13 protein-coding genes and 1 pseudogene are annotated in these 24,257 nt (G+C 74.4%); 6 read left to right on the top strand and 8 right to left on the bottom strand.

From position 1 onward, the window contains the following. The first annotated feature begins 13 nt into the window (after positions 1-13). Together IH50_RS0115830 and IH50_RS0115825 are read left to right on the top strand one after the other, a co-directional pair. Positions 14-2,125 (top strand): SpoIIE family protein phosphatase, encoded by a 2,112-nt coding sequence (locus IH50_RS0115830; RefSeq protein ID WP_051767326.1) that lies wholly within the window; start codon positions 14-16, stop codon positions 2,123-2,125. Further along, positions 2,122-2,883 carry a ZIP family metal transporter gene (locus tag IH50_RS0115825; protein WP_030861749.1) on the top strand — a complete coding sequence of 254 codons (762 nt, stop codon included), beginning with the start codon at positions 2,122-2,124 and terminating at the stop codon, positions 2,881-2,883. Before IH50_RS0115830 ends, IH50_RS0115825 begins: the two co-directional genes overlap by 4 nt. A gap of 68 nt (positions 2,884-2,951) precedes the next feature. Here IH50_RS0115825 and IH50_RS0115820 read toward each other — a convergent pair whose 3' ends face one another. Next, positions 2,952-3,320, bottom strand: coding sequence for a transglycosylase family protein (locus tag IH50_RS0115820; protein WP_030861748.1), 369 nt, complete (start codon positions 3,318-3,320; stop codon positions 2,952-2,954). Between the two features lie 152 nt (positions 3,321-3,472). Between IH50_RS0115820 and IH50_RS0115815 the strand changes: the two are divergent. Further along, positions 3,473-4,816, top strand: a pseudogene (locus IH50_RS0115815) (erythromycin esterase family protein); the annotation flags it as partial. Between the two features lie 30 nt (positions 4,817-4,846). Here the strand turns inward: IH50_RS0115815 and IH50_RS42545 are convergent. From IH50_RS42545 to IH50_RS41645, 6 genes are all read right to left on the bottom strand, one after another. Then, a complete protein-coding gene (locus tag IH50_RS42545) occupies positions 4,847-5,287 on the bottom strand; it encodes a DoxX family protein (RefSeq protein ID WP_030861745.1) in 441 nt (146 codons plus the stop codon). A 182-nt stretch (positions 5,288-5,469) separates the two neighbouring features. After that, a complete protein-coding gene (locus tag IH50_RS0115805) occupies positions 5,470-8,718 on the bottom strand; it encodes a family 78 glycoside hydrolase catalytic domain (protein ID WP_030861742.1) in 3,249 nt (1,082 codons plus the stop codon). Between the two features lie 260 nt (positions 8,719-8,978). Then, positions 8,979-12,407 (bottom strand): glycosylhydrolase-like jelly roll fold domain-containing protein, encoded by a 3,429-nt coding sequence (locus IH50_RS0115800; protein WP_030861740.1) that lies wholly within the window; start codon positions 12,405-12,407, stop codon positions 8,979-8,981. Between the two features lie 63 nt (positions 12,408-12,470). Beyond that, the gene (locus IH50_RS0115795; protein WP_030861738.1) at positions 12,471-15,080 is read right to left on the bottom strand and encodes a beta-L-arabinofuranosidase domain-containing protein; all 2,610 of its coding nucleotides are present in this window, start codon (positions 15,078-15,080) and stop codon (positions 12,471-12,473) included. 286 nt (positions 15,081-15,366) lie between these two features. Next, positions 15,367-18,366: a glycosyl hydrolase gene (locus tag IH50_RS0115790; protein ID WP_234328166.1), complete on the bottom strand. Its 3,000-nt coding sequence runs from the start codon at positions 18,364-18,366 to the stop codon at positions 15,367-15,369. A 444-nt stretch (positions 18,367-18,810) separates the two neighbouring features. After that, a complete protein-coding gene (locus IH50_RS41645; RefSeq protein WP_158801240.1) occupies positions 18,811-18,954 on the bottom strand; it encodes a hypothetical protein in 144 nt (47 codons plus the stop codon). Positions 18,955-19,105: 151 nt separating this feature from the next. Between IH50_RS41645 and IH50_RS0115780 the strand changes: the two genes are divergently transcribed. From IH50_RS0115780 to IH50_RS0115770, 3 genes are all read left to right on the top strand, one after another. Beyond that, positions 19,106-19,732 carry an SAM-dependent methyltransferase gene (locus tag IH50_RS0115780; RefSeq protein WP_030861734.1) on the top strand — a complete coding sequence of 209 codons (627 nt, stop codon included), beginning with the start codon at positions 19,106-19,108 and terminating at the stop codon, positions 19,730-19,732. Between the two features lie 29 nt (positions 19,733-19,761). Continuing rightward, positions 19,762-20,250 (top strand): DinB family protein, encoded by a 489-nt coding sequence (locus IH50_RS0115775; RefSeq protein ID WP_030861731.1) that lies wholly within the window; start codon positions 19,762-19,764, stop codon positions 20,248-20,250. A gap of 87 nt (positions 20,251-20,337) precedes the next feature. Continuing rightward, a complete protein-coding gene (locus IH50_RS0115770; RefSeq protein WP_030861729.1) occupies positions 20,338-21,237 on the top strand; it encodes an NAD-dependent protein deacetylase in 900 nt (299 codons plus the stop codon). 31 nt (positions 21,238-21,268) lie between these two features. Here IH50_RS0115770 and IH50_RS0115765 read toward each other — a convergent pair whose 3' ends face one another. Next, positions 21,269-24,256 (bottom strand): hypothetical protein, encoded by a 2,988-nt coding sequence (locus IH50_RS0115765; protein WP_030861728.1) that lies wholly within the window; start codon positions 24,254-24,256, stop codon positions 21,269-21,271. Between the last annotated feature and the right edge of the window lies 1 nt (position 24,257).

Genomic DNA, 24,257 nt, shown 5'->3' with positions numbered 1-24,257 from the left:
AGGTGGGCGGCTGATGGAAACCGCGATGGCTGCCGTGGTGCGGGAGAGCGGCGCGTACGGCGGGCTGCTGTACGTGCTGCCGCCGGGCGAGGACGCCCTGTGGCTGGTCATCGTGGCGGGGGCCCCGCACGAGCTCGCGACTCCGTGGCGGCGGATCGCGCTGACCGATCCGATGCCGGTGGCGGACGCCGTGCGCGAGCGGCGCCTGGTGTGGATCGGCGGGCAGGAGGAACTGGCCCGCCGGTACCCGCGGCCGGCCCTCGTACTGCCGTACGACTTCGCGCTGTCGGCCGCCCCCGTCACCTCGGGCGTCACGGTCCGGGGCGGGCTGGTGCTGCTGTGGCCCGGGACCCATTCACCGCGGCTCGGTCCCGACGAGCGCGCCGCCATCGAGTCGGGCTGCCGCCGTCTGGGCGACCTCCTCCAGGAGGCGGCGGACCGCGGCGATCCGCTGCGGCCCGCCGGCCGGCCGCGGACCCTGCCCCTGCCGTCGGGGCGCACCGCCCCGCCCGGCGAGGCGGCCGCGGTCACGGCCTTCATCGACCGTCTGCCCGGAGGGTCCTGCGCGCTGGACATGAACGGCCGCATCACCTTCGTCACCCCCGCCGGCGCCGAGCTCCTCGGCGCCGGCCGGGACGAACTGGTGGGCGCCCTGCCCTGGGAAGCGCTGCCGTGGATGGACGTCCCCCAGGTCGAGGACCGCTACCGGGCCGCGCTGGTCAGTCATCAGCCGCAGACGTTCACCGTCCTGCGCCCCCCGGACACGTGGCTGGCCTTCGAGCTGTACCCGGACCCCTCCGGCGTCAGCGTCCGCATCACCGGCACCGACCCGTCCCAGAGCGCTCCCGCTCCGTCCTCCACGCCGGCCGCCGGTCCCAGCCGCGCCATCCTGCTGTACCAGCTGATGCAGCTGGCCGCCACCCTGACCGAGGCCATCGGCGTGCAGGACGTGGCCGACCAGACCGCCGACCAGCTCCTGCCCGCCCTCGGCGCCCAGGGCATGGTACTGATGGCCTCCGACGACGACCGGCTGAGAATCATCGGCCACCGCGGCTACAGCGCCGACATCATCGACCGCTTCGACACCGTCCCCCTGAACTCGGACCTCCCCGTCACCAGGGTCCTGACCACCGGCGTCCCGTACTTCTTCGCGAGTTTCGCCGAGCTCCGGCGCGCGTTCCCGGCGACGGTGCACGAGGACGGGATGGCCGCCTGGGCCGTCCTGCCGCTGATCGCCTCCGGCCGCCCCAAGGGCTCCCTCCTCCTCTCCTACCGCCGGCCCCGCGCCTTCCCGCCCGGTGAACGCGCCGTCCTCACCTCGATGGCGGGTCTGGTGGGGCAGGCCCTGGACCGCGCCCGCCTCTACGACACCAAGGACAACCTCGCGCACCGGCTGCAGTCCGCCCTGCTGCCGCACACGCTTCCCGACGTCCCCGGCCTGAAGGTCGCCGCACGCTACCTCCCGGCGGCGCAGGGCCTGGGGGTCGGCGGCGACTTCTACGACCTCATCCGTCTCGACGAGCACACCGCCGGCGCCGCCATCGGCGATGTGCAGGGCCACAATGTGGACGCCGCGGCGCTCATGGGCCAGGTCCGCACCGCCGTCCACGCCCACGCCACCGTGGGCTCGGCCCCCGACCAGGTCCTGGCCGGCACCAACCGTCTGCTCACCGACCTCGAACCGGGCCTGTTCACCAGCTGCCTCTACGTCCACCTCGACCTTGCCACGCGCCACGCGTGCGTGGCCACCGCCGGCCACCCACCGCCCCTGCTCCGCCACGCCGACGGACGCACCGAGGTCCTCCCGGTTCCCCCCGGTCTCCTCCTCGGCATCGAGCCGGACTCCCGTTACCCGGCCCTGGAATTCACCCTGCCGGCCGGCTGTGTGCTCGCCCTCTACACCGACGGGCTCGTCGAAGCTCCCGGAGTCGACCTCGACGACGCCACCACGGCCCTCGCGGGGCTCCTCGAACACGCGGACCCGGCCGACCTCGACGCCATGGCCGAGACCCTCATCCGCCACGCCCCCGCTCCCGGCGACGACATCGCCCTGCTCCTCATCAGCCCCTGCGACTGGCGCGGCGAAGAGAGGAAACGGCCCGCGGCGGGTAACGGGAGTGCATGACACAGGTGCTTCAGGCGGGTGGGTGGGGACTGGTGGCGGGCTCGGCGCTGCTGCTCGGGGCGGCGCTGGGATACGGACTGCGGATCCCGCAGAAGGTGACCGCGACGGTCATGGCCTTCGGCGCCGGGGTGCTGCTGTCGGCGGTCAGCTTCGAACTGGTCGGGGAAGCCTACGACCAGGCCGGGCTGGCTCCCGCGGCGGTCGGCACGCTGGCCGGCGCGGTGGCCTACACCGCGGGCAACATGTGGCTGGCCCGCCGCGGCGCCCGGCACCGCAAGCGCTCGGGGCACCGGCGGGAACAGGCGCAGCCGTCGGAGGGACAGCAGGCCGGCTCCGGTCTCGCGCTCGCCTTCGGGGCGCTGCTCGACGGTGTCCCGGAGTCCGCGGTCATCGGCGTGAGTCTGCTCGACGGCGGAGCGGTGAGTCTGGTGACCGTGGCGGCGGTGTTCATCAGCAACGTCCCCGAAGGGATGTCCAGTTCGGCGGGCATGAAGAAGGCCGGACGCGGCAGGGCCTACGTCTTCGGGGTGTGGGCCGCCATCGCCGCCGCGAGCACCCTCGCGGCGGTCCTCGGCTACACGGTGATCGGGGATTTCTCCCCGGCTGTGATCGCCGCCGTGACCGCGGTGGCCGCCGGGGCCATCCTCGCGATGATCGCCGACACGATGATCCCCGAGGCGTTCGAGGAGGCCCACCTGGCCATCGGTCTGGTCACCGTGAGCGGCTTCCTGGTCTCCTTCGCCCTCTCCCACGGCTGAGGCCCGCCGTTCCGCCTCCGTCCACCGGCTGTCGGCCGGGCCGCCGCTCGCCGCCGCGGGGCGGGGAGTCAGGCGCAGGACCAGGCCGACATCCCCTGGATCCGGGCCAGACGCCTGGCCACGGCGATCTGTTCCTCGCGGGTCGCCAGGTCCGCACGCGGGGCGTACTCGAGTCCCCCGGCCGCGGCCCAGCTCGACTGCGTGAACTGCAGGCCGCCGTAGTGACCGTTGCCGGTGTTCGCCTGCCAGTCGCCGCCGGACTCGCACGCGGCGATGGCGTCCCAGTCGGTGCCCCGGGGAGCCGACGGGGACGACGCCTCCGCTTCGGCGGTCGTGCCCAGGGCTGCCGCGGCGACCAGGACGATCACGGCGGCCCGGATCCGGCTCCCCCGTGAACTCCGCACGTCGCCTGTAGGGGTACTTCGTCCATGACTCATACGGAACTGTTACACCGTGTCGTCGGGCGACGGCTCGTCGGCGGCCGTCTCCTTGCCCCGGACGGGGTACGTGGTGGTCCGTCTCGGCGATATTGGTCCGGTCGGGTGACCTCCGGAGCGCGGTCCGGCGTCGCGGCGGCGACGCTGACGCCATGACACCCTTCATATCGAGGCGGTCGGCCGCCGCGCTGCTGGTCTGGCTCGCCGTCGCCCCCGGGACGGCCGTGGCGGCGGCCCCGGCCGGCGGGGACCCCGGGGCCCCGGACGGATCTCCCACGGCCGCCGGTGACGCGCTGTCGCCCCTGGAGGAGGCCGCCCGTCCGCTGCGCACCACCGAGCCCTCGGGCCCCTTCGAGGACCTGCGCCCCTTCGGGGAGGCGGTCGGTGACGCCGTGGTGGTCGGCGTCGGCGAGGCCGCCCACGGCTCCCACGACTTCGTCACCTTCCGGCACCGGGTGCTGCGGTACCTGGTCGAGGAGAAGGGCTTCCGCTCCTTCGTCCTGGAGGCCAACTGGAGCGCGGGGCTGCGGCTGGACGACTACCTGCTCACCGGGCGCGGCGACCCCGCCCGGATCATGTCCGAAGAGTTCCGGAACGCCTACCTGCTGCTGCACAGCCAGGAGTACCTGGACATGATCCGCTGGATGCGCGCGTACAACGTCGCCCATCCCGGCGACCCGGTCAGGTTCGCCGGCACCGACAACGGCTACGCCGGCCCCGAGCTGTACGACCGGGTCGTCGGCCACGTCCGGCGCGCCCACCCCGGCCTGCTGCCCGCCGTCACCGAGCTGTACCGGGGGCTGCGCCCCGCCCTGCCCGTCGACGCGTGGATGCGCGCCGCCGTGACCGCGCCCCTGGACGAGCGCCGCGCGCGGGCCGAACGCACCGGCCGCGTCCTGGAACTGCTGCGCGCCCGCGGACCCGGCGGGACGGGCGACGACCACGCCTGGGCGCTCCGGCACGCCACCGTCATCGACCAGGTGGCGCGCCTGTACGCCTTCGACCTCTCCGACCCCCGGACCGGGCCGCAGGCCATGGCCTACCGCGACACCGTCATGGCGGAGAACACCCTGTGGTGGCACCGCCACACCGGCCACCGGCTCGTGCTCGGCGGGCACAACAGCCATCTGTACACCAGGAGTTCCACCCCCACGCTGCCCCTCACCCAGGGAGCGGTGCTCCGGCGGCGGCTGGGCGACGGCTATCTGGCGGTGGGGCTCTCCTTCGACCGGGGCGCCGTGCACGCCACCGCACAGGGCCTGCAGAACCCGGCCGACCAGGACGTCGGACGGGTCGAGGTGGAGCCCGCCGCTCCCGGCTCGGCCGAGCACGTCCTGGACCGGGTGGGACACCGGAACTGGTACGCCGACCTGCGCACCGCACCGCCCGCCGCCCGCGCCCTGCTGGACGTCACCCGGCCCAAGCGGGAGATCGGCACCGACTACCCGCCGGCCGGCGACCGGGTCGACCTGCTGCGGTCGGCGGACCTGGTGGTGCACCTGGACGAGATCCGGCCGAGCCACGCACTACCTCGATGCGGGGACCGCCTCGGTGTCCCCGGACGCACCGCGGCGGAGCAGACCCGTCAGGGACAGGGCGCCCGGCCCGAAGAAGACCAGGAGCAGGAAGCCCCAGCAGAACAACACCGGTGACAGACCGCCGTTCTGGAGGGGGAACAGACCGTCCTTCTGGTGTTCGGTGAAGTAGGCGAAGGCCATGGCCCCCGAGCTGAGGAACGCCGCGCCGCGGGTCGCGGCCCCGAGGAGGACGAGGACACCGCAGACGAGTTCGATCACGCCCGCGTACCAGAACGGCCAGTCACCCGCCGGGGCGGCCTTCCTGCCCAGTACGCCGAAGACCGTGGCGGCGCCCTCGCTGGTGAACAGCAGGCCGAGGACGATGCGGAACAGGCCCAGAACGAGCGGTTGGTGACCGGCCAGCCGGTCGCTCAGGCGTGCGGTGCTCATCGTCGCGTACTCCTCGCGTCGGTCGGTGCAACGTGGAGGGCCGGCGCCGGGGGGCGCGTGTGCGAAAGGCCGTCCGCCCTTCTCCCACGTTCCCGGCGGTCCGCCCGTTCAGCCGGACCGCCGTGAACGTGCGGCCGGGCGGCGACGCGCTGTCGTCGCCGCCCGGCGGGAGGAGTCGTCGCTCAGGACCGCGGCGGGGCCGAGCGGAAGGTCCAGTGTCCCGACCCCACCTGGTACACGGCCTCCTCCCCGGACGTGTGCAGCAGGCGCGCTCCCTTCGGCGCCCCGGCCCGGCCGCCGGCCGCGGGGACGTGCACCTCGGCGGTGCTGCCGGCGGGGACGTCCACGGTCAGCCGGAAGCGGCCGTCCGTCCGCTCCCAGTCGCTGCGGGCGATGCCGTACGGCGTCCGGTAGGAACCCGACGCCGAGGTCATGTCGCCCTCGACGGCCGGGTCGATCAGCAGCTCGGCGTAACCGACCGAGTCGGCGGTCTGGGAGATGCCGGCGACCCGGGTGGTGAACCAGGAGTCGATGGCGCCGAGCATGAAGTGGTTCTGCGACTGGCCGGGGCCGCCGTCCCAGGACTCGCCGAGGGTGGTGTTGCCGGCGCGTACCTGGTAGCCGTAGCTGGGGCTGGTGGTCTGCGTGGCGATGGCGTGCACGATGTCGTCGCGCCCCGCCCCGCTGAGGACCCGGAAGGCGGCGGGCAGGGAGATCTCGCCCAGGATCAGGTGGTGGCCCGCGTCCTTGACCGCGGTGGTGAAGTGGGTGAGCAGGCGGTCCCGCTCCCCCGCCGGGTGGGCGCCCATGTCCAGGGCGAGCGCCTCGGCCCCGTGACCGCCGCCGCCGAAGGTGCCGGTGGTGGTGTCGTAGTACTTCGCGGACAGGGCCTCGGCGCTGGCGTCGGCCTTGGCGCGGTACTCGTCCTCGGCCGCCTCGTCGCCGAGGACGCCGGCGATGCGGCCGAGGGCGTCGGCGACCCGCCAGTAGCCGTAGGTGCCGGCCACGGCGCGCGGGAAGGTCCGGTCGGGCGTGAACCAGTCGCCGAGGCCGTAGTCGAGGATGCCGTCCTTGACCTGGGTCTCCAGGAAGGCCGCGTACTGCCGCATGCGCGGGTAGTACGTCCGCAGGGTCTCCTCGTCGCCGTAGGTGGTGTAGAGCTGCCAGGGGACGAGGACGAAGGCGCCGCCCCAGTTGGAGTCGTTGCGGTAGCCGCCGGGCAGGCTGGTGTACTCCGGGACCGTGCTCGGGATCAGTCCCTCGGTGGTCTGCGCGTCCGCCATGTCCCGGACGATCTTGCGCAGGTAGGCCTGCATGTCGTAGTTGCCGGCGAGCGCCGGGAAGACCAGCTGGTTCTGTTCCAGCCAGCCCAGCTTCTCGCGGCTCGGGCAGTCGGTGAGGACGCTCATCATGTTGCCCTCGATGGAGCGGCGGATCAGCGCGTGGATGTCGTTGATCAGCGGGTCGGAGCTGGTGAAGTCACCGGCGGAGGTGTTGTCGGTGCGCAGGACGTGCCCGCGCACGCTCACCGTCGCGCCCTCGGGCACACCCCTCAGGTCGAGGTAGCGGAAGCCGTGGTAGCTGAAGCGCGGGTGCCAGGTCTCGTCGCCGCGGCCCCGGGCGGTGTAGGAGTCCCACAGGGGGGCGCCGACGTTGCTGAGGGACTGGAAGGCGCGGCCGTCCTTCAGGCTCTCCGCGGGATAGACCCGGATCGTGGTGCCCTCGGGGGCGTTCACGGTGATCTCCGGCCAGCCTGCGATGTTGCGTCCGAGGTCGAAGACGCGGCTGCCCTCGGCACCGTCCACCTCCCGGCCCTCGAGGGTCTCGACGACCCGGATGGGCTCCGTCTCGCGGGCGCTGAGCGCGGCGGGCCGTTCGGCGGTGCCGGGGCCCGCCACCACGGTCGCCCGCCGCCAGTCGGAGCGGTCGCCGGCGGGCTCGTCCCAGCGGGGGATCTCCCGGCGGGCGTCGTAGTCCTCGCCGCCGTACCAGTTCGAGGAGGTGGTGGGCCCGAGGGTGGTGCGCCAGTCGTCCCCGCTGGTGAGGGTGCGGACCCGGCCGTCGGCCAGGGTGACCTCCAGCCGGGCGATCAGCTTGGGGTCGGACAGGTTGCCGTAGAGCTTGCGGTAGCGGTCGGCGGTGCTGACGACGTTGGACATGCCGTTGCCCAGGGCCACGCCGATGGTGTTGGCGCCGGTCCGCAGGCGCTCGGTGACGTCGTAGGTGGCGTACTGGACGCGCTCGGCGTAGTCGGTGTTGGCCGGTTCGAGGACCGCGTCGCCCACGGGCTCGCCGTTGATGCTGGCCTCGTAGACGCCGAGGCCGGCGATGTGGAGACGGGCGCTGCGCACCGCCTTGGGGAGGGTGAAGTCGTCGGCGAGCAGGGGCAGTCCGGCCGGCAGGTACGGGGCGGGCGGCCGCTGGCCGGTGACCCGGGTGAGCCCGGTGAACGGGCCGGTCGCGCCGTCGGCGGAGGAGACGGCGTAGTCGACGGGGAAGTTGGGGACGCGTCCGTCGTCGGTGAGGACGTCGGCGCGCGGGTACAGCGCCAGTTCGTCGAAGGTCTTCACCGACTTCAGGTCGAGCGTGAGGGTGACCGGGGCGGCGGAGACGTCCGGGCCGGTGTGCGGGGCGCTCGCGTAGCCGGCCGCGGTCTGCAGGGCGCTGTTGGGCAGGCCGTCCACCGCCAGCGCGGGTTCCCAGGTCTTGCGCAGCGTGTTGCTCTCGGACGCGGTGACCGCGGCGCCGCGGGCGAGGCCGGTGGTGGAGGTGGTGGAGTCGCGGAGGTCGATCTCACCGAGCTGGAGCCGCCAGGTGCGGTCGGGGAAGGACTCGGCGAGCGGCAGGCCGAGCCGGGTGACGTCCAGACGGACGTAGCGGGCGGTGGTCCTGGGGAGCCGTACGACGACGGGTTCGGCCGTGCGCCCGCTCAGCCGCCAGTCGGGGTGGGTGATCCACTCGGCTCCCCAGTCCGAGCGCTTCGTCAGGCCGGTCTCGAAGACGGCGGTGCGGCTCCAGCCGCCGTGTCTGTGTCCGGGCCCGGACCAGAGCATGACACGCCAGTAGACGCGGGTGCGGGACCCCAGTTCCTTCCCGTCGTACGTGGTGGCGGGCACGGCCGAGTCGACACGGCCGGAGTCCCACAGGTCGGGGCGGGAGGAGTCGAGCAGCCGGGGCGAGGTGGCGGCCTGCACCCGGTAGGCGGACTGCCGGGCGCCGGGGTGGCCGGCGTCGATCTCCCAGCTGAGTTCGGGGGTGGTGTCGTCGATGCCGAGGGCCTGGGTGAGGTGCTGGGTGCGCAGCCGGGCCGGGGAGACGTCGCCGGTGGCGGCGTCGGCGGTGACCGCGCCGGCCAGCACGGTCGCGAAGGCGGTGGCCGCGGCCAGGGCGGCGGACCACCCGGGTCTGCGGTGCGGGTGCGATGTGGGCATGTGGCTTCCTGCCGGGTGTGGGTGGGACGGATCGGGGACGGGGATCACCGCCCGGTTCCGGGGCCGCGGTTTTTCGCGGTCCCGGGACCGGGTGTCTTCACGGCTCCGGGGCCGTGCGTCTTCACGGCCGCGGGACAGGGGTCTTCGCGGCCGCGGGACGGGGGTCTTTACGGTCCCGCGGCCGGAGGGCCTGCCCGGCCGCGCGGGCCGGGGACCGCGCGGTGTCGGCGCGCGGGACCGTCGGGGTGCCGGGACGGGGTTCAGACGCGGCGCAGTTCGGCCGTGACGCGGTGCCGGAACCGCAGGGTCACGGGGCCGAGCAGGCCGGACGGCAGCGGCTTCTTGCGCTCGTTGGACAGTGTGTTGGAGACGCGCACGCTCAGGGTGTTGCGGCCGGGGCGCAGCCGCCCGGTGACGTCGGCGACGAACGGCGCCCACAGCAGCGGCGGCAGCGCGGTGCCGTTGACGGTGACCTCCGCGACGTCGCGCACGTCGCCGAGGTCCAGCAGGACGCGGCGTCCGCGCAGCCGGCCGGCGTCGACGTCGACGGTGGTGGTGTAGGTTCCGCTGCCGGAGAACAGCGGGTCGTGCGCGGTCCAGCTGCCCAGCGGCGCGGTGACGGGGGCGGCGCCGTCGCGGGCGAAGGCGAACGTCCAGTCGCCGGTCACCGGGACCGGTTCGAGCGGGTCGTCGACGCGTACGGTGCCCCGGTACGGGTGGCCGCCGTCGGTGCCGGTGAGGGTGTGGGTGCCGGGCTCGGCGGCCTCCACGGTGGCCCTGAGCACCGCTGCGCGGCGTTCCACGGCCAGGACCGGCAGGGGCGATTCCGTGAGGTGGGGCTCGTGCCGGACGCCGGGGCTCACCACGACGACCAGGCTCCGGTACGGCTCCAGGTCCAGCGGGAGCCGTACGCCGTCCTTGGTGCTCCGGTACAGCGGTGCCGGGCCGCCGGTGCCGGTCTCCGGGTCCCAGATCCGGGGCACGCCGGCGGCGGGCAGGTCTGCGACGGTCCGGACCCGCTCGCCGCTCTCGTTGTTGATCAGGAAGACGGTGTCCGCGCCCTGCCGTACCCGCAGCACCCGGACGGCGTCCCGGGGCGGGTCGAGGACGGCGGCGGCCGCCCCGGCGCCGGTCACGGCGGCGCCCAGCGCGCCGGTGTCCGCGACGCGTACGGCGCGGCCGCGCCCGAGGGTCCGGCTGCCGGGAACACGGTCGCCGAAGAGGTCGCGCAGACCGTGGGCGAGGGTGCGGTCGCTGCCGTCGGCCTCGTCGGTGTCCAGGGCGCCCACCGCGATCACGGTGCCGCCCGCGCGGACGAACGCGCGCAGCACCCGCAGTCCGTCCGCGGCCAGGGTCGGCGTCCCGGGAACGACCACCAGGTCGTAGGCGGCGTGGCCGACCACGAGCCGGCCTCCCCGGACGTCGGCGTGGGCCCGCAGGGCCGGGTCCCCGGTGAGGGCGCCCTCGTGCAGCAGGTCGAAGTCGACCTGGGAGCGTTCCAGGGCGTAGGCAGCGTCGGCGAGCGGGCCGTCGACGTCGCCCTGCCGGTCGGTGCCGGTCGCCTGCTCGGCCGCGCGCTGCGGTTGCAGCAGCGCGGTGCGGGCGGCGGAGGTGCCGCGGCCGGCCTCCATGAGCCGTCCGATCCACTCGGCGAGCGGGCGCATCGCCCACCACCAGGGTGCGCGCGGGCCGAACGGCGGCGGGAAGTACACGCGGGCCTCGTCGGTCCACAGCGCGTGCAGCACCGTCAGGTTGACGCCGCGGGCCGCCTGCGCGCCCACGGTCGCGCGCACGAAGGCGGGGGTGACCTGCCAGCCCATGTTGCCGAACATCTCCAGCAGGGCCCGTTCACGGCCCATCTGGTGGGCGACGGAGACCGGGTTGCGGGGGATCATGGTGGGCTCGCCGGCCTGGTACTCGGCGGTGATGATGTCGCCGCCGGGCACCTGCGCCCACTGGTGGACCTTGTGCAGGTCGCCGGTGGTGACGATGCGCTTGGCGGGGGCGGTCTCGTCGTAGAGCGGGTTGGTGATGAGGGCGACGCCCCACTCGTCGTACAGCCGGGCCTGCTTCTCGAAGGCCTTGGCGAAGCGGTCGGAGACGGCCTGCCAGTAGCGGCCGCGGACGGTGCGGCCCGTGCGGCCGAGGTCGTCGAAGGCGGCGGCGTAGGCGGCGCCGGGGGTGACGCCGACGGCGCGCAGGGCCCCTTCGAGGGAGGGTGACCACGGCAGGCGCTTGAAGTGGGCCTCGGCGGAGGCGAAGAAGGGCTCGTCGTCCCAGAAGCCGGGGACGACCGTGCCGAAGTACCGTCCGAAGCGGCGGTGGTACTCAGCGGGGACGATGTCGAGGAACAGCTCGACCGGTTCGTCGTCGAGCAGGTCGACGTAACTGCGGCTGTATCCCTGGGAGTCGTCGACGAGGAGGACCCCGCCGAAGAGGTCCACCTGCCACTCCCCCGCCGGCACCTGCCAGGTGTGGTCGCCGGTCAGCCGGCCGGTGAGGTCGGTGACGTCGGCCGCGCCCACGGGGCGTGCGGCCGCGGCGGCGACCGTGAAGTCCCCGGCCGGCAGCTCCTTCTCGGGGAAGTCCCGGGCGGCGGCGGGGTCGTCGAAGGCCGCGTCGTACAGGACGGCGCCGTCGGCGCCCTCGACGGTGAGGTTCTCCCAGAGGGCACGCTGGTCGTCGACGGCGCGCACGCCGGCGCCGCCCGTGGCGTGGGCGGAGTCCCGGACGGTGCCCTTGTCCCGGCCGTCGAGGGTGACGGACACCGTGTCGGCGCGGACGGTGACCCGCAGGGTGTGGAACCTGGTCTTGTTGAAGCCGTCGGTGCGGGTGCTGCGCAGCAGCTCGGCGGGTTCCGTGCCGGGGGCCAGCCGGTGGACGGTGGTCACTCCGGTCTGGTCGAAGGTGACGGCGTACCCGGAGCGTCCGTCGGCCGAGCCGCGGACGACGAGACCGGCCGCGCCGTGCTCGGCCTTGGCGCTGCCGGTGACGGTGTAGTCGGTCCAGCCGGCGCTGTCGCGCAGGACGGTGGCGCCGTGGAGCACGGCGGCGTCGGCCACCAGGCGTCCCGCCTCGACCCCGACTCCGGTGCTGCGGCGCAGGTCGACGGCGGCCGGGCCGCGCACCACGGTGGTGGAGCGGGCCAGTGCCTTCAGGCGCAGGTCGGGCCGGGGGGCGTAGGTGCGGCCGCCGACCTGTCCGCCCTTGACGATGAACTCCCCCGCGCGTCCGCTGGGGAAGTGGTCGTCGTTGAACAGCCACACCCGCATGCCGGTGCGTTCGGCGGTGCGCAGGACGTGGCCCACGATGCCGAACCACTCCTCGGTGAAGAACACCGGGCTCATCTCGGCGTTGTCGAAGGAGAAGAGGACGACCTCGTACATGCCCTTGTCCCGGAGGTCCGCCATCTGGCGGTCCACGAGTTCGGGGGTGACGGGGCCGTTCCAGTACCAGTAGACGGTGGGGCGGCTGTCGCGGCGCGGGTCGGCGAAGCGCCGGGGCGAGAAGGCGTCCCGGCCGTGTCCCGCGGCGGTCTTCGCCGCTCCGTCGGCGGAGGCGGCGGAGGCGGCCTCGGGGAGGCCGACGGCGGCCAGGGCGCCGGTGGCGCCCGCGGCGGCCACGAACCGGCGTCTGGAGAGGGCGCCGTCGGGGCCGTCGGGGCGTTCGGGGGTCACGTCTTCGGGCATGGCGGAGCTCCTGGAGTGGGTGATGGGGGGCGGGGCGGGCGGGCCGTGGGCGCGGGGTGCCGCTCAGCCCTGGGCGAGCCGGCGCACCTCGTCGGCGGTCAGGGCCCGGTTGCGCAGCCGGAAGTCGCGGACGGCCCCGCGCAGACAGGGGTGGGTGCTGTTCTGCGAGCGGCCGAGGAAGTTGCGGCTGGTGCGGCCGAGGAGGAGGGGGCCGGCCACCATGGCCGGGTTGCGGCCCGCTTCGGCTCCGTCGACGTAGAGCACTCCGGTGCCGCCGCCGAGGGTGAGTGCCACGTGGACCCACCGGCCGGTCGGCAGCGGGCCGGTGGCGTCGACGACGTCCTCCCGCTCCATGCCGGAGATCTTCAGGGCCGCGCGGGCGCGGCCTGCGCCCGTGGTCGCGGCGAGGAAGAGGTAGGTGTCCTTGTGGTAGCCGAGGTCGAAGACGCGCGCGGAGGGCGCGAGGGCGTCCACCCGCACGCGTACCGCCACGGTCAGCTCGTCGAGGCCGCCGGGCAGTCCGGCGGGCAGCGCGACGTGGCCGTCGCGCCCGTCGAGGGTCACCGCGGGCACGCCGTCGTCGGAGCTCCAGGCGGCGCCGCCGGCGAGGGCGGCGTCGGCGAAGGTCCCGGTGCGGTCCGCGGCCGAGGTGCCGCCGCCCTCGTCGAGGGGGTAGTGGGCGACGTCCCGCGCAGGTGTGCGGCGCGGTGTGACCGCCCAGTACACGTTGTAGTTCTGGTGGTGGACCTCGTGGAAGGGGCGCAGGGCGACGCGGCCGCCGTCCGCGACCGCGGTGAACGCGGTCTTCTCGCCGGGGGTGCGGCGCAGGGTGTCGGGGCGGATGACGGGGAGGGTCGCGAGGCCGGTGTCTCCGTATGCGCCGGCCAGCACCAGCGGACCGTAGGACAACGATGCCACCTGCGGGTTGTCGGGCGCCGGGCGCCAGACGGGGACGCGCGGCAGGACGAGTTCCACGGTGTCCCCGGTGCGCCAGTGGCGGGTGACGGCGGCGTAGCCGCCCGCCGCGGGCCGCGTCCCGGCGGTCCGGCCGTTGACCTTCAGCACGGCCCGCCGCCCGTCGGCGTCGGCGACCCAGGCGGGGACGCGGATCCGCAGGGTGAAGCGCGCCTGTCCGGCGGTGACGGTGAGGCGGGTGCGGTCGCCCGCGGGGTACTCCGTCTCCTGACGCAGCGTCACCCCCTTCTGCTCCCAGCGCACTTCGGAGGGGATGAACAGGTTGACGTACAGCTCGGGCCGGCGGGTGCCGCGGGAGCGGAAGTAGATGGTGTCGGCGAACTTGGTGTGCGTCTCCAGGCCGGTGCCGTGGTCGCAGGAGAAGTTGTCGTAGTCCCCGCTGTAGCTGCCGGGGGCGGCGCCCAGCCCGCCCTTGGGCTCCCGCCGCGAGCCCGCCCACAGCCCCGTGTAGTAGGTGACGAAGCCGTGCTCGGAGTCGGGGTCCTGCTCGGCGAGCATCTGGTTGTAGAGGGTCCACTCGTAGTGGTCCAGGTAGTCGGCGCGCTCGGGGCGGTGGCGGAAGAGGTGGCGGCCGAGCTTGAGCATGTTGTAGCTGTTGCAGTTCTCGCAGGTGACCGTCGAGAGCCGGCTGACGATCTCGCCGGGAGGCCCGAAGAGTTCCTTGTCGGAGTTGCCTCCGATGGCGTACGAGTGGTCGCGTACGACGGTGGTCCAGAAGGTGTCGGCGATGTCCAGGTAGCGTCGTTCGCCGGTGGCCTCGTAGCCCGGTACGGCGCCGACCACCTTGGCGATCTCCGTGTTGGCGTGGCGGCCGGCGAGTTCGTCGCGGCCGGCGGCCAGCGGCGCGTACAGCTCGTCGTGGTCGAAGCGCCGGGCGGTGCGCAGGTGCGCCGGGTCGCCGGTCACCAGGTACAGCCGGGTGAGGACGTCGTTCATGCCACCGAACTCGACCTTCAGCACGCTCTGCATCCGCTCGTGGGACAGCGGCGCGGTGCGGGCCTCGGCCCAGGCGGCCATCTCCAGCAGGACGTCCAGGGCCTGCGCGTCACCGGCCAGCCGGTACTGGTCCAGCAGACCGGCCATGATCTTGTGCAGCGTGTAGTAGGGCGCCCACGGCTTCCCGCCGGCCTCCAGCTGGTCGAAGACCGTCTCCGGGAACGCGGAGAGGTAGCCCCGGTGGAAGCCGGCCGACGGTGCCGCCCGCTGGCACTCGGCGAGCGCCGGGACGAGCGCGCGGGCCTTGTCCGCGTAGGCGCGGTCACCGGTGGCGGCGTGGGCCTGGGCCAGGGCGCTGAGCAGGTGCCCGGTGGTGTGGCCGCGCAGCTGGACGGTGGGGGCCTCCCAGCCGCCGCAGGGTTGTGCCGACGACGGCAGGCCGACGTTCAGGCGGAAGGTGTGCAGCAGCCGGTCGGTGTCGACGAAGAGCAGATAGGCGCAGGTGCGGCGCATGTTGGCGAGGAACGGGCTCTCGAGCAGCCGGACCTCGGAGAGCGCGAACTCGTCCAGCGCCGGCTCCGGGCCGGTCGCGCCGGCCCGTCCGGGGGGCACGGACGCCGGTGCGGGTACGGACGCCGGTGCGGACATGGGTGCCGCAGCGGCCGGGGACGAGGGGGCCGTCACCGCCGCGGCGGTCGCGGCGGACGCGGTGAACAGGATCTGACGTCTGGACGGGGCGGGCCTGCCGGAGGACGCGGGCATGGCGCGGGGCTCCCTTCACTGGCAACGGCGGCGGGTGGGTCAGGAACGGGGAGACCAAGGGGAGTTGAATCGTTTTACTCGACTCGGCGCAGACGCTAAGCGCCGCCGCAGCGAGCGTCAAGGGTTCTCACAGGATGCGCAGGGAGGCGACAAGTGCCCCTATGACGTGCACGATTCGGGCGCACGCGGGCATGCCGCCGCGCGGACGGGCGTGGGCACCGTCCGCGCGGCGGCTGTCTCATGGCCGGGCGGCCCCGGCGGGAATCGGAAGAGTTGAAACGTTCAATCAGAGGGTGGTCTGGGCGTACGGCACCAGGCGGACCGGGCCCACGAGTCCGTGGTCCTGGCGGGCGACCCCGCCGAAGACCTCCGGGCGGGTCGTCCGCAGGCGGTTGACGAGCGGTGTCGCCACCTCGATCTCGAGGGTGTTCTCGCCCCGCCGCAGCAGCGGACCGACGTCGATGACGGGGCACAGGCGGTCGGCGGGGCCCGCGGCCCGCCCGTTGACCGTCACCCGGAAGGTGTCGCTGACCTGCCCCAGGTCCAGCACGGCGCCGTGGGAGGAGGTCCAGTCGTCCGGGAGCACGACGGTGGTGCGGTACGTGCCGACGCCTGCCGAGTCCGCCAGTTCGGGGATGCGCGACCAGGGCAGCAGGGTGTCGAGGTCGACGCCGCGGCGCACGGTCTCGGTCCGGGTCGCGTCGGCGCCGGGGAACCAGTCGTCCACGTCGAGGTGCCAGCGCTCCGGCTCGATCGCGGCGGGCACGTCCGGGAGGGTGGTGGTGACCGTGCGGCCCTGCGACAGCCGGGTCCGGTACGTGCCTCCGGCGCCGGCCCGCACGGTGAGCCCGCCACGGGTGAACAACACCTCGTCGGCGTCCGAGGAGACGGCGTGCGGACGGTTGCCGTTGCGGTCCCCGAAGAGCCCCGGCCGTCCCAGCGCCACGATCGTGGTCTGGCCGGGCCGCAGCGCGACGCGCAGGGTGACCTCGTCGCCCTGCGCCGTGTACCGCGCGGCGCGTTCGACCCGGCCCGTCCAGGGGTCGAGGAGGTAGGGCACGAACGCGCCGCCGCGGGTGCGGCGCAGGGTGACCTCGTGGTCGATCGCGGCGACGGGCGGCTTGACGGTCTCGGCGTGCTTGCCGTTGCACAGGTAGTAGAAGTCCGCCTGGTCCGTCACCCGGTGGGCGTTGAGGAGCGTGGAGGCGGTGGAGTAACGGACGTCGGGGGTGACGCCGAGGGACGCGAGCGCGCCGCCGACCGCCGTCTTGTCGGTGACCCGGACCACGTTGGGCAGGGCGAGCAGGCGGGCCAGGACGTCCCGCAGCCGCTCCGTCTCCCCGGACTCCGGGACGCCCGGCGTGAGCGCCTGGTCGAAGGCGCCGAGGAACACCGTGGGCAGCCCGGCCTCGGCGAAGCGGAGCAGCTTGCGGGCGTCGGCCAGGGCGAGGGTGGGGGTGGAGCCGTAGAAGAAGTCGCCCTCGACGAACAGGGCCTTGTAGGCCGGGCCGTCCGGGGCGAGCCGGCCGCCGGACACCTTGGCGTTCGGCAGGTCGAGCAGCGGGCCGCTGAGGAACTGGTGGGTCCATCCGAGCGGGACGCCGGTCGAGGTGAACCAGGAGGCGCCGATGCCGGTGGCGGAGTAGCCGGTCTGCCGGAAGACGGCGACGTCCGCGCGGACCGTGCCGGCCTGGAGGACCTGGTGGACGCGGCCGAGGTAGCCGGAGACGTCCTCGGCGTGCCGCCAGGTGGGCTGCCGGGGACCCCAGGACTCGCTGTAGCCGGCGGTGCCGTTGTAGGGGCTGAAGGCGGCGAAGCCCGGCCACTGCGACTCCGGGGCCTTCGCGTAGGAGAAGCCGTGCAGGACGGTCTGGTTGACGCCGGCCGCGTAGGCGCCGCCCATGGTGCGCAGCACGCGGTCCCAGGTGGTGCTGTAGGCGGAGCCGTTGTAGGCGCCCGACTCGCAGGAGAGCACGGTGTGCCCCGCCATGTCCCGGCCGCCGGCCAGGCAGCGGTAGTCGTCGAGGTTCTTGAAGCCGAGGGACTCGCCCTCGGCGATGTCGAGGATCGCGGCGGAGGCGATGGAGTCGGTCTGCAGGCCGTAGGGCTGGGCGCGCAGGGTCATGCCGAGGCCGTGCGCCCAGTCCCTGAGGGCGCGCACGTGGTGGCGGTTGAACAGGTCGGACACGGTGGCCCAGAAGTCGTGCCGGATCTGCCGGGTCAGCTGGGCGTCGAAGGCGAACACCTGGTTGCTGTCGTCGAGGACGACGGCGGGCAGGTGGGGCAGCAGGGGGCGGCCCGTGCGCTTCTCGAACTCCTCCGGCAGCCGCCGCGTCCAGACCAGTCCGTCGGTCTCCAGTTCCACGGAGTCCTCGAAGAAGGCACCGCCCGCGGCCCGGAGCAGGCTCCGCAGGGAGCCGGTGAGGATGTGGCGGTCCCAGAAACCGGTGACGGCGTCGGTGCCGGCCTCACCGAGGTGGTCGACCACGTAGGCGGCGGGGGCGGTGTGGGGGCCGGATTCGGGCTGCTGTCCCGAGCCGCGCCGCCAGTACGAGATCAGTACCCAGTCGCCCTCGGCGGGCGCGGTCCACTCCAGGGTGCCGTCGGTGACGGTGCCGGTCAGGTCGCGGACGCTGTCGGGGTCGAGCCCGGTCTCCTTGCGGGTGGAGTTGGCGGTGTCCACCCGGGCCGCCTGGACGGCGACGAGGTGCTCACGGGTGACGCCGGGGGCGGCCTCGTGCGCGGGCGGGGGGACCGGTCCGCGGTAGGTGGTACCGCCGGCCAGCGGGACCCGGCCGTGGACGAGTTCCTGGGCCGCCGCCTCGTCGTCGGGGGTGACACCGGGGACGGCCGCGGGCCAGCTCGGGCCGAGGGTGAGGTCCACGGTGAGGCCGCGTCTGGCCGCCCGGCGCAGGGCCGCCTCGACGCCGTCGCGCCAGGGTCTGCCGCCCCAGCCGTGCCGGGCGGTGTCGAGCAGCGACTTGTCCTTGATGCTGTGGTGCACGGCGGCGATCTCGGCTCCGCCGAAGCCCGCGTCCGCGATCTGGTCGATCTCGCGGGCTATCTCGTCCGGGTCCACGAGACCGTCCGGCCACCACCACCGGAACTTCGGGCGCACCGACCGGGCGGGGGCGGCGAACCAGTCGGCGGCCGGTGCGGCGCCTTTGGCCGCGGAGGTCGCGGCGGCACCGGCGGCGGGGCTCGCGGCGGCACCGGGTGAGGCGGCGCCGAGGGCGGCCGCGGTCCCCGCGGTCACCGCCGCGGCCAGGACCGTGCGCCGGGACATCCCGCCACGTTGCGGGACGGATTCGTCGTACATGAGTGCACCCCAGAGAAGTTCACATGGATTGAATCGTTTCAATCGCTACCGAACGCGGGAACGCTAAACCGCGCGGTTCGAAGGGGTCAAGATGTGGGACGCCAGGTGTTTTCCGGAACCGGTGACGCGCACGGACGGGATCGACGGGGTCCGCGACCCAGGGGCGCGACCGCCGGCACCTCCGTCGACCGGGCTTCGCACATCCCGTTCGCGTACGCACAGGAACGAGGGCGATTCCGATGCGTTCACGTCGGAGGGCGGACGGCCTCGGCCCGGTCGGCGGCCGCATCCGCCGCGTACTCCGTGGTCAGAAGCGATTCGGCCCCACTGCCGGACCCCACGTGGCGATCGTCCCGAACGGGGACGCTCCCTTCGCTTCCGCCATCAACTCCACTTAAGGGAAGGGCGCGTTCACGTCCCCATCACGGCGGCCCGGCGCCGGCGCACGCCGCGGAAGCGTCCCTGGAACGCCGCCCGTACGAGCCGGAGGACCGTGCCCACCGCGGCCCGGTCCTTCACCACGAGGCCCGGCACCGGGCGATGCCGGCGGTCCACGGTGGCCGGTACCCGGTGGGACACCCCGAAGCCCGCCAGGCCCTCGGCTGACGGGCTCCACGGGCGTCTTGCCGGAACGGCAACATCTCTTGGCGGTCCGCCGTGGGCCGGGTGAGGCTCGGACGCGTTTCCCCGGCAGAAGGAGTCATGCATGAGCACCGACGACGCGGTCAGGTTCTGGGACGACGTCTACGCGGCCCGGCCCGCGGCCACCGCTCCACGGCCGAACGCACGCCTCACCGAGACCGTCGCGGATCTGCCGCCCGGCGACGTGCTGGACCTCGGATGCGGTGCCGGTGGCGACGCGCTGTGGCTGGCCCGCCGGGGATGGCGCGTCACCGCCGTCGACGTCTCGTCCGTGGCGGTCGAGCGCCTCGCCTCACTCGCCGTCTCGCACGGCCTGGCCGACCGGATCACCGCCCGGCGGCACGACCTGCGGGAGTCGTTCCCCGACGGCGCGTTCGACGTCGTCTGCGCCCACTACCTGCACACCCCCCTCGACCTGGACCGGTCGGCCGTGCTGCGGAGGGCCGCGCACGCCCTGCGGCCGGGCGGGCGGCTGCTGGTCGTCGACCACGGATCGACCGCTCCGTGGTCGTGGAACCAGGACCCCGACGTCCGGTACCCGGACCCGCGGGAGGTGGCCGCGGGCATCGGCCTGGACCCGGCGGCCTGGACGGTCGAACGTGCCGACTCGCCCCGCCGGATCGCGACCGGACCGGACGGACGGACCGCCGAGGTCACCGACCACGTCCTGATCGTCCGCCGCACGGCCTGACCCGGCCCCGCCCCGCACGAGGAGGAACCATGCACCGCGGACACCGGGGCGACACCCCGCCGCCCCGCACCGGAAGCAGCGAGACCGAGGTGCTGCGCGGCTTCCTCGACTACCTGCGGAACTCCGTCGCCGCGAAGGTCGAGGACGCCCCCGAACCACAGGTCCGGACCGCCTCCGTGCCCTCGGGCACGAACCTGCTCGGGCTGCTCGGCCACCTCACCTCCGTCGAACGGGCCACGTTCCTCGGGGAGCGGGTCGGCGACTGGCAGGCCACCTTCCATGCCGTGCCCACGGACAGCGTGGCCGATGTCGTCACCCGCTACCGGGAGGCGGTGGCCCGGGCGAACGACGTGCTCGACACGTGCGCCGACCTCGGCGCGCCGGTCCCCCGCCCCCGGCCGGGCGGCCCCGCTCCGAGCGTCCGCTGGGCGCTCACCCACATGATCGAGGAGACCGGCCGCCACGCCGGTCACGCGGACATCCTCCGCGAGCTGATCGACGGGGCGACCGGACGCTGACCCGCCCCGGGTGCCGTGCCGCCGAGGAGCGCCCCTCGGCGGGCCGGCGCCCGGCACGGTGCGGGCCGCGTTCCGTACCCTGGCGGCATGCGCATGCGCCCCACTCTGAGCTGGACCCCCGAAGAAGACCTGCCGCCGGGCTCCACGGACCTGGAACCGGTCGCCGACGCGCTGGGCGCCGGCGGTGTGGTGGTGCTCAGCGGGGCGGGCCTCTCCACCGAGTCGGGCATCCCCGACTACCGGGGCGAGGGCGGGAGCCTGAGCCGCCACACGCCGATGACCTACCAGGACTTCACCGGCAGCGAGCGGGCACGGCGCCGGTACTGGGCGCGCAGCCACCTCGGCTGGCGCACCTTCCGCCGGGCCCTGCCCAACGCCGGGCACCGGGCCGTGGCCGCGTTCGGGCGGCACGGCCTGCTCTCGGGTGTGATCACGCAGAACGTCGACGGTCTGCACCAGGCCGCCGGAAGCGAGGGCGTCGTGGAACTCCACGGCGGCCTGGACCGGGTCGTCTGCCTCTCCTGCGGTGACGTCAGCCGGCGCCGTGAACTGGCCCGGCGGCTGGAGGAGGCCAACGCGGGCTTCGCTCCGGTGGCCGCGGGGATCAACCCCGACGGCGACGCCGACCTCACCGACGAACAGGTCGGGGACTTCCGTGTGGTGCCCTGCGCGGTCTGCGGCGGTGTCCTCAAGCCGGACGTGGTGTTCTTCGGTGAGAACGTGCCGCCGCGGCGGGTCGAGCACTGCCGCGCGCTGGTCCGTGAGGCGGCCTCGCTGCTCGTTCTCGGGTCGTCGCTGACGGTGATGTCCGGGCTCCGGTTCGTCCGTCAGGCCGCCCGGGCCGGCACGCCGGTACTGGTCGTCAACCGGGATCCGACCCGGGGCGACCGGCACGCCGTCACCCGGGTCGCGCTCCCCCTGGGAACGGCCCTCACCACCGTGGCCGACCGGCTGGGCGTCCCGGTGGACGGGCGGACGGCGGCCTGAGCGGCTGCCGTCCGTCCGTGTGTCCGCCGTGTCACTCCTCGTCGCGCAGCCGGGCCGCCAGTGAGGTCAGCGGCTCGGCCACCTCGGTGTGCCCCAGCGCGGTGAGGCGGGAGACCGCCGCGTCGAGGCGGGTGAGGGCCGGGGCGGGGCGTTCCAGGTAGATGCCCTCCACGGCACCCGCGAGGCGGACGCACTCGGCCCACTCGCCGGCGTGCTCCCGCTCCGCCCCCGGTTCGCCCAGCAGGGCGAGCGCCTTCTCCAGGGCGGTCAGGGCGTCCTCGTACTCACCGGCGTACGCGTTGACGCGGCCGTGTTCGTAGGCCAGGGCGGCGTCCAGGGGGCGGCCCTGGGCCTCGTACCCGGCGGCGCGGGCCTCGTCGGCGATCCGGCCGGCGTCGGCGAGGAAGGCGCGGGCGCCGGCCAGGCCGTCGGGGCCCTGCCGCTCCGCCTGGAGCCGGGCGAGTTCGCGCAGGCAGTTGCTGAGCTGCTCGGGGCGCGGCTCCTCGGCGTGGGCGGCGAGTGCCTGGTCCGCGGCCTCGCGGGCGCGGCCGAACTCGCCGGACTCGCCGAGGAGTACGGCGGTCTCGGCGGCGATCATGGCGTGGCTGCCCGGGTCGTCGTCCCAGCCGGCCGACTCGGCCGCGAGGGCGACGAACTCCGCCGTGGCGGCCTTGAGGTCGTCCCCCGCGTGCAGCGCGCGGGCGCGGGTCAGCCGCAGTTGGGCGACGAGCCGGTCGTCCACTTCCCCGGCGGCGACGTCCGGTTCGGCGAGCACGGAGTCGAGCAGCGCGATGCAGTCCTCGACGCGGCCGAGGTCGAGGCTGAGCTGGGCCGCGTTGCTGTAGGTGCAGTACGCGTCGAACCGGCTGCCGTGGCGGAGGTCCAGCTCGGCGGAGCGGGTCAGGTGCCGCAGCGCCTCGTCGGGGCGGCCCAGGTGCAGGCAGGCCCCGGCCAGGTCGCTGTGGAGGCGGGAAGTGTCGACCGTGTCGGCCGGCCAGTCGGCGGCCAGCCGCAGGCCCTCGGCCAGGTCCGTGTACGCGGCCTGCGCGTTCCGCAGGCCGAGCTGGAGCCGCCCGCGCAGGGCGAGGGTACGGGGCAGGTGCCAGGCCGGGCCGTGCTCCTTGAGCCGGTCGAGGGCGCCGTCGGTCTCGGTGAGCGCGGCGGGCAGGTCGCCGGTCATGGCGTGCGTGGTGGCCCGCAGCAGCAGGGCTCCGGCGGTCTGCGCGTCGATGCCGTGCCGGGTGGCGAAGGTGTGCAGCAGGTCCACCTCGGCGAGGAGCGGCGCGATGTGCTCCTCGCTTCCCGACGTCTGCAGGCGCATGCCGAGCACGGTGGCCCGCAGCCGCAGCAGGCGGGCCTCCTGGTGCGGAGTGAGGCCGGGCGTCTCCTCGTGCAGGCGGACCATGGACGTGTGGGCGGCGGTCAGCGCGGCGGCCTTCGCCTCGGCGTCACCGGCACCTTGCGCCCGGGTGTCGTCGGCATCGCTGTCCTGTGCCGTGCCGGTGCCCTGCGCCGGGAGCTCCGCGGCGGCGAGCAGGGCGCAGGCGTGGGCGAGGGCCGCGTGGCCCGGCTGCCCGGCGTCCTCGTACAGGCCGGCGGCCTCCTCGTGGAGGGCGGCGGCGTCGGCGAACTCGTCCTTCTCGCGGGCCCGTCCCGCCTCGTCGTCCAGCAGGTCCGCGCGCAGCCGGACGAGCGGGCCCACGGCCGGGTCGTCGGGGTGGGTGTAGTCGCGGGCGGCGACGAGCGTGCGCAGCCGGGCCCAGCAGGCCCGCGCGTCCGGGTGTCCTTGTTCGTCCAGTTCCCGCGCGCGGGCGATGAGTTCGGGCAGCGATTCGGGGACGGCGGGGGCCGTCCGCGTGGTGGGCGCGGCAGCCGGGGCCGCCGGGGCCACGTCGTCGAGGGTGCGGGTGCGCAGGGTCAGTTCCAGCGCGTCCAGGAGGGGGGCGCGGTCGAGCCGGGCTCTGCGGCGGTCGGTGTGGGCGGTGGTGCCGTTGCGGGCGTCGAAGCGGGCGGCGAGGTCGTCGGCACGCTCCCGCACCTCGGCGCGCAGGCCGGTCACCGTCCAGGTGCGGCCCGCGAATCCGGCGGCGGGCAGCTCGCCGTGGCCGAGGTGCTCGACGCGCCGGAGGAGGACCTCCACACCGGTGAGGAAGTCGAACAGCTCCCGCGGCGAGTCCACCTCGTCGAACAGGCTCCGGTTCTCGGCGAGGAGTTCCAGGCCGCGTGCCTCGTTGCCGGTCAGCGCGCAGAACTCCAGGTGCCGCCCGACCTCCCCGGACATCGAGGGGTTGCGGCGGCAGCCGCGGTAGCCGGCGAGGTGCAGTTCGCGGGCCCGTTCGGCGTGGCCGGCCCGCAGCAGGGGCAGCAGCGCGTACGAGAAGGAGCGGGCCGGCTCCTCCTGGCAGGACTCCTTCCCGGCCAGGACGGGCTCCCAGACGCGCAGCGCCCGCTCGTCGTCGCCCGCCGCCAGGTGGTACAGGGCGCGCTCGCAGATCTCGCAGGCCTCGCAGTCGCTGAGCCGGGTGCGGGCGCGGCCGGCCCACAGCTCGTAGGCGAGGGCGGTGTCCTCGCCCACGTGGGCGGCGAGCTGGTAGGCCTGTCCGTAGTAGGGCTGGAGGTCGAGGCCGGCCTTCTCGTAGCGGTCGCGCATCTCCGTCAGCCACTGGCGCAGGCTGGCCAGCGGGATCTCGGGCAGCGCGCGCAGGGCGTTCGCCACCCACTTGAACCGCCAGAACAGCGTGTGGCGCAGGCGCTCGTCGAAGACGTCGGGCTGCTCGTCGAAGAGGGTGAGCAGGCGGGCGAAGACGACGGGCGACTTCCGGGGTTCGGAGCCGTAGGTGTACGCCTCCTGCAGTTCGAGGAGCGCGCGGACGAGCGGGACGGGCTCCTCGAACCGCTCGGCGGCGTCGACGAGTTCCTCGGCGGTGACGGTGCGGGGGCGGCCGTAGGGGCGCCGGCGGTTCTCCTGGAGCGCCTGGTACAGCTCGTCGGTGCTCTGGGGGTGGGGTGCGGTGGGCATC

The sequence above is a fragment of the Streptomyces sp. NRRL S-37 genome, from assembly GCF_000721605.1.
GTDB lineage: Bacteria > Actinomycetota > Actinomycetes > Streptomycetales > Streptomycetaceae > Streptomyces.
Note: the sequence above shows the minus strand (reverse complement) of the source record. Positions and strands in the feature narration are given on the sequence as shown.